The organism is Acetivibrio straminisolvens JCM 21531 (assembly GCF_000521465.1).
Lineage (GTDB): Bacteria > Bacillota > Clostridia > Acetivibrionales > Acetivibrionaceae > Hungateiclostridium > Hungateiclostridium straminisolvens.
On record NZ_BAVR01000042.1, the window covers coordinates 1 to 13223 of the forward strand.

Genomic DNA, 13223 nt, shown 5'->3' on the forward strand with positions numbered 1-13223 from the left:
CCACGTCCACACCTATACCATCGTCTACACCCAAACCATCGCATACGCCTACACCGTCGTCTACACCTAAACCATCGCATACGCCTACGCCGTCATCTACGCCTACGCCGTCATCTACGCCTACACCGTCATCTACACCTACACCGTCGTCTACGCCTACACCGTCATCTACACCTACGCCATCGTCTACGCCTTCACCTTCACCTTCACCTACACCTACGCCATCGTCTACACCTACACCTACAGAAACTGCTTCATTAACAAAGGTTGAGCTTAGAGCATACAATCATATTAGAGCCTCCGAAACCAAAGAGCTACAGCCCAGAATCAAGCTAATAAACACTGGAGAGACTCCAATAGTACTCTCCGATGTGAAAATCAGGTATTACTATACAAAGGACCTTGTAATCAATGAGATCTTTACATGTGACTGGTCAAACATTACTGCAGCTAAAATAACAGGAACTGTGGTTGAAATGCCCGTTCCAAAACCAAATGCCGACAGTTATATTGAAATAGGATTTATTGATGATGCCGGAATCTTAAATCCGGGGGAAAACGTTGAGATTGTCAGCAGAACCGGAAACAGTTATGCTTTAAGCTTGGCGACACCGCCGTATTCAGAATGGAATTACATGTATGATCAAGATTCCGACTATTCTTTCAACAATACTTCTTCAGACTTTGTAGTCTGGGACAAGATTACAGTATACATATCCGGAGAACTATACTGGGGAATTGAACCTTAAAAAAGAGCCCATAACCTACTATCTCAGTACAGTTATGGGCTCTTTTATTACTGCTGAACTCAGGCTTTAACGCTTACATTACAGCAAAAACTTTGTCAACTATTTTATTAGATCTGTCAAACTCTTATAAATATCATTTTCCGAATCTTCAATAGTAACACTGCCAATTTTTATGTTCGGTTTTGTTTTGCCATGAAAGTCACTACCGACAGTTTTAATTATTCCCATTTTTTCGCATATATCTTTGTAAAATTGCATTTGATTACACGAGTGATAACTACTATATACCTCCAATCCTTTTATTCCTTGTGAAACAATCTTATTAAGCAATTCTTTATCTTCACCCACATTAACACCCGGATGTGCCAATATCGGTACCCCACCTGCAGAGTATATTATTTCTACAGCTTCTTTCAGAGATATGTAGTTTATAGGTACATATGCAACTTTTCCTTGAGAGCAAAAATCCCAATAAAAATTTACATATGGATTGTCACTTCTTTCACCATTTTCAAAATATGGTCTTAAGATAGGTTTATTGCGGTTTCTATAATCATTCAATACTGCTTCAGCAATCATTTCACCAGTTACTACACCGTTTCGGGATAGCTTCATTATAAATTCATCATCAACAAAAATACCCATATCACGAATATATGCAACTCTCTTCTTGGAATTTTTTTGCTCCTGTTCCAGCACATACTCCTCAATTTCATTAAAAGAACTGTTATCAATATCTATATAATACCCCAAAACATGCAGATTTTTATTATTATATGTGCAATCCAATTCAATAGCCGGAATTAATGTAATTCCTACTCTAGCTGCTTCTACCCTAGCCTCCTTTATACCACGTACTGAATTATGGTCAGCAATTGCAGCTACTTTTACTCCGGCATTGACACACATATTTACAATTTCTGTAGGTGAAAACTCGCCGTCATTACTTATATTTGAATGAATGTGTAAATCAATACATGTCATTTTTGCTTTGTATATTTTTTTGCAAAATATACTTCTCCTTTCTTTTAAATTTAATCTTGAGTTTTGCGAAAACGATATACTGAGCAGTAAAAAACTATTTCCGTTATACAAACTCAATCAAAAATATTTTTAGCGCTTGCATAAATCCATCCGTATCTACTTGGGCTTAAAATTCGTAAAAATTATCTAACCGCGCTCTCGTTGAACATTCAGTATTTTGAGGAATTCTATACCTTTGCATTTTTTTTTGATTTGCATCAATGTTAACATGTACTTCCTAACATTGCAAATTATTATTTGGGTCAAAATTTGTCATTTATTATAAAATTAATGCCTAATTGCATTTTTATTAATGAATGTTTGCAAATTCTTTTATTACTAAAAAATTTTTAACTTATCTTGCTCCACCTCGCGACAGACATCCTTACCTTTGGTTAACGGTTGGTGCTATCAACTCATATACGTACTTTCACTTCTAAGGTCGCACATACCCGCGCACACACAAATAAGGCTGCTAATTAATTTGATTAATTTAAGCAGCTCCTAATTTATTTTATGACATTTAATTTCTTAATAAAAACAGAAATAACCATTCTTTACTTTTATTCTTAAACTGTAAATAACTTTGCTTGTCCGCCACTACCTGCGTTTTACAATCATTTATCCTTTACAACCTTTTCAAGTTCTTCACTTGATTTCTGAATTTCCTTCATAGAATTAAAAATACTTTCCATTTTATCCTTCTGCTCCTGCATTGAGGCAGACATTTCTTCTGACGCTGCAGCATGTTCCTGTGAAATTCCGGCGATGCTCTCCATTTCTCTCCGTATTTGCGAAAACAGAAGTGTGGTGCTCTCAATCATTTTTAATTCATTGTCAATATAATTGTCAATATCTCTAAATGACTGATTCAACCTATCATAGCTTTCACTCACTTTTTTAACAATGGCTTCTCCTGCTTTCGTTGCCTCGGTTCCGTTATATACCTTGTCCAATACTGCATTTGTTTCGTCCTTAATACGCACTATGACCTGATTGATAAGTCCAACTGTCTGGGTACTCTGTTCTGCAAGCCTTCTTACTTCATCTGCAACAACTGCAAATCCTTTACCCGATTCTCCGGCTCTTGCTGCCTCAATTGCTGCGTTTAAAGCCAACATATTGGTTTGTTCAGCTATCTCGGTAATTCCTTGCAAAAATCCATTTACCTTGTCCATACTCTCCTGAAGTTTCAATACTGTAGAATAGGATTCACTAACCGCAGTGTTAATAATATCCATTTGCCGGTTCATTTCCCCTATTTCTTTCGCACCTTCATTTACAACCTGAACAGTTGAAACGGAGACATTGGCCATTTCCCTTGAAATGGTTGCCGTATCAGCCACCAACTTATCCGCATCCAGCATCATAACGTTAATGTTGCTGACACTTTCCGCTTCCTCGCCAATGCCTCTCGCAACCTCTTCTACTGCCAGTGCAACACTGTCCCCGGATTCCTTAATAATCTGTAAAACTGTGTTGCAATTAGTTATATCACGATTGAGAGATACGGTATTTTTCTTCAACAGATTTATTGTATTCTCCAATTCCTCCAGTATGTTTCCTGCATTTTTCCCTTTTTCTACTGCATGATGGATTATTTCACTCCCCCATTTAGTAGCAAAGTATAAAACCAACATCACAAAATCAATCTTAACCAAATCTGATATAAATTTCTGCGTACCCATTGCTCCGTTCATTGCCTCAATAATTATACAGAATAAATTAAAGCAACCGGCATAAATGATAAAATTCTTCTTGTTTAAATACAGGGTCATAGCACATGCGGGTATAACCAATACAAGAATCATCGTATCTTCTACTACAGAATTGGGTGAAAAATAAATAGTCGCCAGCGAAACCATAACCGACAAACATAAAATCAGACCTATAATTTCATTATATTTCCTTTTGACAAAGAAAACTGTTGAAGCAATCATCCCAGCTGCAAAAATCAACACCGAAATACTTTCGACAGTAAATAAGGTATTTGGTGTAGACATAGTCATTCCCAAAACAATGCATACCAAGAAATATGGCCAAAAAATAAATAAAAGAGCTTTGTTTACCCTTCTGGCATGGCTTGCTAGCGTAATTTCCTTCATATACATTACCCGCCTTTTCATTAAAAATTGGTATATATTACACGAACTGCTCCTTTAGAAAAATATCCTTGCAAAAAACTCTCAATCCTTATTGCACACAGAAATGAATAAAAAAATAAAACATGTTTTGCTTTACCTTACTTTTGATTTGATTTTTCTATCTAAAACCATATTCGACACCACTATCAAAACTCCTCTTTCACTAATGGGAATTGAATGCAGGAACATATTGCCACGGACTATGCAATTCGTTTTTTAAATCTATATTCAGATTCCTTAATGTATTATCCAATGCATTAAGGGTCTTCAACACCTTATATTCATAACAGTTTTCCCCCATATGTCCAATTCGTATTACCTTGTCTTTTAAAAACCCAAATGACCCTGCAATTAATATATTGTGTTCTTTAAGCATCATATCGTATATATCGGCAAAAGTTGTTCCTTGAGGCACATAAAAAGCTGTAACCGTATTCGAAAAGCCATTTTTAGGGTATAATTCCAATCCGCTGTTTACCAAAGCTGTTCTTACTGTGTTTGCAATGCTTCTGTGCCTCTCAATGCGCATGTCATCCTGCAAGAGCTTGTCAACAGCAGTTCTTAGTGCATAAATATCGCTGACCGGCTGAGTATACGGAAACCACCTGTCCTCATACCAGCTTTTCCATACAGACAAGTTGCAGTAATAACCTATTATCGGCGTATTCCTTTTCAATATGGCATTCCATGCATCCTGGCTAATACTTAAGAAGGTCAGTCCGGGCGGTGCGGAAATACATTTTTGAGAACCTCCCAGAACAATATCAATATCCCATTCGTCTGTTTCCAAAGGTTCTCCTCCAATAGCAGAAACCGAATCAACAATAGATAAAATTCCGTATTTTTTGAGTACTTTACAAATATCCGCTACAGGATTTGTTATACCTGAAGGGGTTTCACAATGCACAAGGGTTGCTGCTTTAAAGTTGTGGTCCTTCTTAAGAAACTCTTCAATCACATTTAAGTCAACAGCCTCGCGATAGTCAAATTTCAAATATGTAGCTTCTCCCCCATACATTTTTACATAACTACCAAATCCGTTTCCAAATATGCCGTTGTCAATACATAAAACCCTGTCTCCCGGCTCAATGATTGATGCACAGGAAGCCTCGAGTCCTAAAATCCCCTCCCCCGACAATATTATTACATCATTCTTGGTTTTTAGAAGTTTTTTGAGTCTTTCGCATGTTTCCTTGTAAAATTCAAAGAATCTCTCCTCCACATCCGGATTCCCCACTTCTTGCATCATGGCTCTTCTTACATCTACATGAACATAAGTAGGTCCTGGAGTCATTATTAACGGTTTGATCATTATAATCCACCTCTCCCTTTTATTATTGTATTTAATCATTTTCTATCCGTATTGCATTATTAATGCATACAGATTTCCCTTTATTGTTATATGTGTATCGATACATTTTAGAACTGTATCGATTAATTATAAGTATTTTAATAGCATGGAAGATTTTTGTCAATAACCAAATTGAATTAATAATATGATAAAAATACCAAAGCCCAGGAACAAATCATTCCCGGGCTTTTCTGTAAATAGATAGATTATACTGCGTTGTGTACAAAAGATACTATTGCCGATATTGGGATATCAGTCACTGAGCCAACAGTGTATACCGGATATCCATTCCATCCGCCGGCCGAGACTGCTCCAAGTTCACTGGCAGGCTGCACATAGCCATGAGAATAACCGCCATAGCCTTTTCCGAGACCCTGACCGCAATCATATGATCCAACCGGATTCTTATAATCATAGCCTACATTAAAGTTTGAACATGCATTGCCGAGGGAACATGCCGGAGGAGGCCCAATTCTTGTAATAAGACGTACAAAGCAATCGTTTACTGAGAGAATAACTCCGGTAAAACCTGCACCGGATTGTCCTCCGCTTTTTGTAAATATGGTTACTGTTTCACCAATATACTTTGACAGTAAAGCTGCTAAACTTACGTCTCCATAGCCTCTGGTTTCATCAGCCATTATTTATACCACCTTTCTACTTTATTTTCAATTAGTCGCCTTGATACATATTATGTTAATCTGTTTTCAAAGGTTACTTGTCACGGTAACATTATTTTAAATCACTCATCGGATATTTCACTTATTTCAAGATGCAGAGTGTCATATTCTTCCGAGTTTCTGCTTCTGGCATTAGTATACGAATGGATATCAAGACTGATGTTTTTTGAATCTTCCACGTTCCTATCATCAAGGAAAGCGAGCTTATAGCCAATAATATTGTAAATATTTAAGGGTATTATTCTCCCCCTGCTGTCTATTAAATTTATCTCAATCTTTTCTATTTTTGAATCGACAGGATTTGTCCAATAAGGCTTAAACCCAACACTAACAATTCTGCCCCCTGTTCTAAAGGCTGGAATCGTGAGTATACAGCCCTTCTTCATCATATCAGTCAGTGCAGATTTCAGTTCTTCTATCTCCTTATAATTCATACTGCCTCCTCCTATACACCTTTAAGGGGTACATAATACACAAAATAGCGGTATTTACAAAAATTCAAGCCATAAAACCGAAAATCTAATACATCTTATGTATACCAGACTATATTTGTTACATTCTACGTAAAAAACCCTGCAAAAATCACTATAAAGTGACTCTGCAGGGCTTTACTCAACCCTAAAAGGTCTATAATATATGTCTATAATAAATTATAAGATAACCTATTATAAAGGAAATTGCTTGTTCATTTTATTATGTTTAAAACTCTTTGTCCTCTTGGCATAGTCCTCTACAATATGGCCATTTCCAATCAGCTTGTATTTGTAAATCAGCAATCCGTCAAGTCCTACGGGTCCTCTCGCATGAATCTTGGCGGTACTGATTCCCACCTCGCACCAAAGCCATACCGGAACCCGTCACTAAAGCGGGTGGAACAATTCCAGAATACATTACCCGAATCTACAAGAGACATAAAAATTGCTGCCTTTTCTTTGCTGTTTGTGATTATGCTGTCGGTATGTCCCGAACCGTAGGTATTGATATGCTCTATAGCTTCATCCAGATCCCCCACTACTTTTACAGACAGTTTATAGTCAAGATACTCTGTTTTCCAGTCCTCTTCCGTTGCCGGTGCGACAGGGATAATCTTCTGTGTTTCATCACAACCGGTAAGCTCCACATTTTTGCTGTCCAAAGCTTTTTTAGCTCAGGCAGAATCCCCGGTGCAATACTTCTATGAACCAGTAATGTCTCCGTTGCATTGCAGACAGCAACATACTGGGTCTTAGAATCCACAACAATCCGAACTGCCATGTCAATGTCAGCATCCTCATCTATGTAGCAATGGCATATTCCATCTGCGTGACCCATTACAGGAATATTGGAATTATCCATAATATATCTGACAAATTCATTTGAGCCCCTTGGAATGATAAGGTCAATATATTTGTCCATTTTGAGCATTTCGTTTACATCTGCCCTTGTCTCCAAAAGCTTTATCCAGTTTGAAGGAATCCCAACCTCTTCAGTAGCCTTAGCAATAATTTCAGTAAGTATCTTATTGGTCTCTCTTGCCTCAGAACCTCCTTTTAAGAGAACACCGTTTCCGCTTTTTAGACAAAGCGTGGAAATCTGTACAAGGGCATCCGGCCTTGACTCAAAAATTATTCCCACTACTCCTATGGGGCATGTAACTTTGTAGAGCTCCAATCCTTCGTCAAGCTCAGTGGAAAGAAGGGTCTTTCCCACCGGATCTTCCAGCTTTACCAAGCTGTTAATACCATCTATCACATCCGCAATTTTGGCATCATCAAATTTCAGCCTTTTAAGAAGAGGTTCCGCAAGATTTTCCTCTTTGCTTCTCTGTAAGTCCTCATTGTTTGCTTTTATAATCTCATCTTTTCTTTCCATTAACAACCTTGCTATATTTAAAAGAGCTTTGTTCTTTAACTCGGTACCTGCTGCTGCCAGCCTAATAGAAGCCTCCTTGACCTGAAATGCCATTTCATTTATACTCATATGAATTTCCTCCCATCATCTCAAGGTACTTTTCACTCAAAATTAAATATATATTTGATTATAACATAAATACATCCGGCAAACCACTTAAATCCTTAATTACAGAGCAAAGATTATACTTTAAAAACTCATTTTCTCCTGTTGTTCCTGTAAGAACCGCTACAAAATCCACGCCCGCATTTTCTGCAGTCCTTGCATCTACCGTACTGTCTCCCACAAAAAGAGCTTCTTTCTTTTGACATCCAACTTGACATGGCTTTCAAAAGCCTTCCGGGTCCGGCTTAGGGGCTGCAACATCTTCTCCGCCGATAATTACATCAAAGTACTGTAAAAGTCCGTCTCTTTTCAATATATCCTCTATCCTGTATCTGTATTTTGTTGAGACAATGCCTGTTTTTAGGTTCATGCTCTTAAGTCTCTTCAAAACACTTTCAACAGTATTATATACTATAGTACCGTCACACATAACTATATCTGCTCTTTCTTTAAAGTATTGACGGAAAAGTTCGGCATTTGAATCGGAGGTATCTCCGCTTAGTTCCCTATATGCTTCGGACAGTGTAAGACATATTGTTTTGCATATACTTTCCGGCGAAGATTTAGGATAACCCATTTTTTGCAGCGCATAGTTAATACATTCTATAACACCCTTGGATGAATCTGCCAGCGTATAGTCAAAATCAAAGAATACTGCTTTGTAATTATTCATTATCCACCTCTACAAAACTCGGTTTTCTAATGATTATACCAAAGCGAGTATTCTTTATCAAATAAAACATTAGAATATTATCGGTAAAGCTTTTCTTATTGCCCGACTACTATATATATTCCTTCTTTTCCGTTGAATCATTGATTTTCCATGTGCCGCCAACCTTTACAAGGTGCATTCTCCGGTTATTCTGTAATTCTTAAAATTCGGACCGCTTTCCTTGTTTATAGTATAAACATAACTTACTTTTGCTTGTTCATCACTTTTTGAAATAACCTTGAGGCTCTCTACATTATATGCAAGATCAAAGGTTGCAAATAAAACCTCCAGATTTTCTTTTGTTTCATCTTTATACAATTCATCGGTCATGCATTCAAAATATGCGGTAACATCTTCATTTTCCAGTGCCTTTATAATCTTGTAAACTGCAAAATTCAACTCAAAGTCACTGTCAAACACCAAGGTTTTTCTAACAATTTTGATGTTGTTAAAGGAATATTTGGCCAGCTCCTTCACCCAGTCTGCCACATAGTCTGCAGGAATTGCAGCATTGACGCCTTGTTTTGATACTCCATAAGTCGCTACTGCCACAACATTACCCTTCATGTCAAATACAGGTCCGCCGGAGCTTTCCTTTGAAATTGAAGCCGTTAAATCAATTGCGTCGGCAAAGCCTTCAATCTTAAGCCCGTTTATCTTTCCTTCCGACACAGTATTTTTAAGACCGGTTGACTTTCCTATTGCCACAATCTTGCCGCCTTTTACCAACGATGTTTTTGAACCAATCTTAAGCGGCTTCACCCCGGTATCAACTGTAGCCTTTATTATAGCCAAATCTCTTGTTTTATCATATTTTACAATTCCGTCAACATCATATACTTTTCCGTCATTCGCCGTTATTTTTATAACCACACCGTCTTTAACCAGATGATAGTTTGTAGCAAACAGCCCTGCCCCAACAGAGAAACCGCTGCCCTGCGAAATAACCTTCTTGTTCTCGTCATAAGCCGTTATTAAAACCACGCTTTCACCCAAAGCCGCAATCTCTTTTGCCCCAAGCTCGGGCCCACTATCCGGAGATTTGCTTGCAACCGGTGAATTTGTCGGTGCTGTTTCGGATGGCGAAGGTGTTGGCACCGGAGTCGGTGAAGGTTCGGGCGACTTCAACGGAGTAGGTGTAATCGAAGGCGTTGGTACCGGCTCCGAATCATCCTCAATTTTTACTATCAATTCAGAAAGCTTCGCAGATTTTACTTCGTCGATAGTAACATCAATACCTTTTTCTTTTGCTTCCAAGTAGAGGTAATATCTTCCCATCGACATGTCGTTTTCCAAAGCCTTCTCTCTTTCTTCGAAGCTCACAGTTACCGTCTTATGTATAATAGTATCATTACCCGCTTCTTCCATTCCCTGCTCTATGTTTTCTTTAAGCTCATCGAGCTTTTCATCTCTTTTCGCTTCCGTATTCTTGTTTTTATCGTTTAAGGCCATGGAAACAAGCACATAGTTCGTATCATCATCAGAAATATAGCCTAGCGATTTTGCCTTTTCAAGAACTGTCACCATGGCAGACTTCAAATCTTTTTCTTCTACGTTAAGACTCTCCAGCAGTTCTAAAGCATCTTGGTTTATTGCAGATGTACCAATGACTTTATGTTTGCTGTTTACCGCAAATTCAATGCTCGGGTTGATATCAACGCTTACATAGGCATATTCACTGCGCGAACCGTTGTTTAACATAACATTGCGGCCGAACAGGAATATCAGCACAAAAGCAGCTGCAACCGATGCTATCCTTGAGAAATTCTTGATACCGCTTATGCGTGAGAAATTCTTTATTTCGGATTTCTTACTGTTTGACACCCGTGAAAAGTCCACTACTCTTGAAAAATCCACTACTCTTGAAAAGTCCACCACTTTAGATTCCTGCGAGGACTTTTCGGAAGATTCCTTGCTTCCCGATATGCGCGAGAAATTCTTAATGTTGTTTACACGGGAAAAGCCCTTGATATTGCTTACCCTTGAAAAGCCTTTAATTTTGCTGGCTCTAGATGATTTTTCCATACGTTTGCTCGAAGGTGCATACCTATATACCTTGCGTTCTTCTTTATATACATCCCCTTCATCAAAGCTTATTATTTTGCCTACCACCATATCATCGCTTTTTTTATGGCTATCAATTTATTATCGTCTGTCCGAACAATCGCTCTATCTTTGCGTATTTCAACTATAATTCCGGTCATTTTCATATTCTATCCCTCACTTACCCCTATTTTTTGGAGTGTCATACCAAATTGCAAGCCGCACGTAAAGACCATAAAAAATTTAATTACCTCTTTATAATTATTTCGGAAAATTTGACCGATATTATTAGAGTAATAATGTTAACAATAATGGGATTATACTGTTAACTTAATGTTAATCCCCAAAAATTTAATTTCACTAAGCTAAAATGGCATAAAAAAGCCACCCAAACTCTTTATCGGGCGGCCTTAAAGCAAAAAATATTTTTACTATCGGATTTTTTGAGCTACAAAGACGTTTTTTCTCCCCATTTAAAGCCAAATACACTTCCGCAAACTCCCCCCACCAAATGGGCCAGCTGAGAAATGTTATCTTTGGCAAAAATACCGTTCATAACTTCCCCTCCCAGATAAATCACAACAACAAGTATGAAGGTTATGGGTATTCTTCCCTTTTCAAAATTGACAAAAGAACTCAGCAGTATAAACATAAAGACTACACCGCTTGCCCCTAAAAGAGCAGTATTGGGAAAAAGAAGTATGTTTACCAGTCCCGTAACCACAGCTGTTACCGCAATCATAAAGGCAATCCTTTTCGAGCCGTATTTCTCTTCCAGCATCGGCCCAAGGAGCAAAATCAAAAGAAAGTTATTCATATAGTGTTCCCAGTTCGCGTGTCCCAGTATATGTCCGAAGAGCCTGAAATAAAAGAATATATTTAGGGGACTGCTGCGATAGACTGAAAACAGCAGCGAAGTTGCGAGTCCGCCTGTAAGGCTTTGAAATATCAACGCCCCCAGCGACAAAAGCGTCATTGTAAGTATAACGGGTGAATTGTAATGCAAACCCTTAAATCTATTTTGTAAACTCACTTATGTAATTCCTCCCATTTTACTCTTTATCGAATACTTTTACAGGTCTAAGTATGTTTTCAAAGGTACCGTCACCCAATTGACCAAAATCATTTTTGCCCCATGCCCATACAGTTCCGTCATTTTTATATGCTATCGTGCACTCTGTACCCGCATATATCCCTATAACTCCATTAAGTCCTTCCACTTTTACCGGAACAGTACTTCTCATGGTCGTTCCGTTTCCAAGCTGACCAAAGCTGTTTTTACCCCATACCCATACCGTTCCGTCAGCTTTTAGTGCCACTGTATGACTGCTTCCCGCATCAATAGCTACAATATCCTCCAAGCCTTCAACCTTTCGAGGCTCCAAAATATAAGTTGTTGTGCCGTTTCCCAATTCACCGTAGAAGTTTCCGCCCCAGGTCCATACAGTTCCATCACTCTTTAATGCTACCGAATGAGTCTCTCCTGCAGCTATCGCAACAACATCCGTGAGGTTTTTTGCCTGACTGGGTTCAAAGTAACTATAACTATGAATATTGTGGTGCTGCTGCGCACCATTTCCAAGTTGTCCCCAAACGTTTTCCCCCCAGGTCCATACAGTTCCATCCTCTCTCAATGTAACTATATGCCCTATTCCTATATCCGCCATCTTTATATCTACCAAACCTTTTACTTCCCACGATATATAATCGGAATCCTTGGAATTTTTTATAGGAGGGAGCGAATGCAGCCAAACTGTGCCGTCATTCTTTATTACAAGGGTACGGGAATAATTCGCTGTCACATACTTGACATCCGAATGAGTCTCAACTTTAATTGGAGTATTTATGAACCTTTCTCCCGTGTCAGGATCCCTTTCAGTATAATCTATTAATTGAAGACTGTAATTGTTACCCCATGCCCATAAAGTACCGTCTTCAGTTAATGCCAAGGTATGTTCCAAACCTGCCGTCACTGATTTTACTCCGGTAAGACCGGTTATCATAACAGGCTCATTTAAAGAAGATACTTCCGAAAGTCCCAACTGTCCCCTTCTGTTGTCTCCTAAAACCCATACCGTTCCGTCATTCTTTAAAATTACCGAATGTGCATTACCGGACTGAAACTGAATGATACTACCGGCACTTTTTTCCACATCTCCCGGAAGCTTTTTGACTGCTCTTAATAAGTATTTTTTCAGCCAAGAAAAATCTATAGAATTTACTTCGCCGTCAGCATTTACATCAGCTGCCTTGATACCTTCGTTGGGAATATCATTTATTATTTTAAGTATGTACTTTTTCAGTAATGAAAGATCGATTGAATCTATTTTGGAATCACCATTGATATCGCCTAAAATTACGCTTTCATTGTCCGCAGCAAAAATCGAAGTACTGAAAGATACAGTGACAAAACATAAAATTACAAACAAGCAAACAACCTTTTTTAATATACTTTTCTCATCGAAAACTTCTCCCCCAAAATAAATATTCAAAAAATCCATATTTACTAGAAATTCTAATTTAATA

The 13223-nt window shown here is 38.1% G+C and carries 11 protein-coding genes and 2 pseudogenes; 1 reads left to right on the forward strand and 12 read right to left on the reverse strand.

Annotation, left to right across the window (positions count from 1 at the left end; translation table 11 throughout):
- On the reverse strand, nucleotides 1-286 hold a 286-nt coding region (locus JCM21531_RS21990), incomplete at its 3' end, for a hypothetical protein (RefSeq protein ID WP_243467584.1).
- Between the two features lie 49 nt (nucleotides 287-335).
- Here JCM21531_RS21990 and JCM21531_RS21995 point away from each other — a divergent pair.
- Nucleotides 336-749 carry a cellulose binding domain-containing protein gene (locus tag JCM21531_RS21995; RefSeq protein WP_243467581.1) on the forward strand — a complete coding sequence of 138 codons (414 nt, stop codon included), beginning with the start codon at nucleotides 336-338 and terminating at the stop codon, nucleotides 747-749.
- A gap of 99 nt (nucleotides 750-848) precedes the next feature.
- Here the strand turns inward: JCM21531_RS21995 and JCM21531_RS11565 are convergent, their stop codons facing one another.
- The 11 genes and pseudogenes from JCM21531_RS11565 to JCM21531_RS11610 all read right to left on the reverse strand — a co-directional run bounded on the left by JCM21531_RS11565 (nucleotide 849) and on the right by JCM21531_RS11610 (nucleotide 13189).
- Entirely contained in the window at nucleotides 849-1733 is an 885-nt protein-coding gene (locus JCM21531_RS11565; protein WP_038290059.1) for a PHP domain-containing protein, read from the reverse strand.
- Nucleotides 1734-2389: 656 nt separating this feature from the next.
- Nucleotides 2390-3877 carry a methyl-accepting chemotaxis protein gene (locus tag JCM21531_RS11570; protein WP_038290061.1) on the reverse strand — a complete coding sequence of 496 codons (1488 nt, stop codon included), beginning with the start codon at nucleotides 3875-3877 and terminating at the stop codon, nucleotides 2390-2392.
- A 202-nt stretch (nucleotides 3878-4079) separates the two neighbouring features.
- Nucleotides 4080-5228: a pyridoxal-phosphate-dependent aminotransferase family protein gene (locus tag JCM21531_RS11575; protein WP_054847092.1), complete on the reverse strand. Its 1149-nt coding sequence runs from the start codon at nucleotides 5226-5228 to the stop codon at nucleotides 4080-4082.
- Nucleotides 5229-5473: 245 nt separating this feature from the next.
- Nucleotides 5474-5908: a hypothetical protein gene (locus JCM21531_RS11580; RefSeq protein WP_038290063.1), complete on the reverse strand. Its 435-nt coding sequence runs from the start codon at nucleotides 5906-5908 to the stop codon at nucleotides 5474-5476.
- Between the two features lie 101 nt (nucleotides 5909-6009).
- The gene (locus JCM21531_RS11585) at nucleotides 6010-6381 is read right to left on the reverse strand and encodes a hypothetical protein (protein WP_038290065.1); all 372 of its coding nucleotides are present in this window, start codon (nucleotides 6379-6381) and stop codon (nucleotides 6010-6012) included.
- 231 nt (nucleotides 6382-6612) lie between these two features.
- Nucleotides 6613-7906: pseudogene (locus tag JCM21531_RS11590) on the reverse strand (glutamate-5-semialdehyde dehydrogenase).
- 58 nt (nucleotides 7907-7964) lie between these two features.
- Nucleotides 7965-8615: pseudogene (locus JCM21531_RS11595) on the reverse strand (HAD family hydrolase).
- Nucleotides 8616-8780: 165 nt separating this feature from the next.
- Complete coding sequence (locus JCM21531_RS11600; RefSeq protein WP_243467573.1) at nucleotides 8781-10769, reverse strand: S1C family serine protease; 1989 nt, start codon at nucleotides 10767-10769, stop codon at nucleotides 8781-8783.
- Nucleotides 10760-10864: an anti-sigma factor domain-containing protein gene (locus JCM21531_RS24875; RefSeq protein WP_439644302.1), complete on the reverse strand. Its 105-nt coding sequence runs from the start codon at nucleotides 10862-10864 to the stop codon at nucleotides 10760-10762. Before JCM21531_RS24875 ends, JCM21531_RS11600 begins: the two co-directional genes overlap by 10 nt.
- Before the next feature lie 281 nt (nucleotides 10865-11145).
- Nucleotides 11146-11730: a rhomboid family intramembrane serine protease gene (locus JCM21531_RS11605; RefSeq protein ID WP_038290068.1), complete on the reverse strand. Its 585-nt coding sequence runs from the start codon at nucleotides 11728-11730 to the stop codon at nucleotides 11146-11148.
- Nucleotides 11731-11749: 19 nt separating this feature from the next.
- A complete protein-coding gene (locus tag JCM21531_RS11610; RefSeq protein WP_243467574.1) occupies nucleotides 11750-13189 on the reverse strand; it encodes an RCC1 domain-containing protein in 1440 nt (479 codons plus the stop codon).
- Nucleotides 13190-13223: the final 34 nt, after the last annotated feature.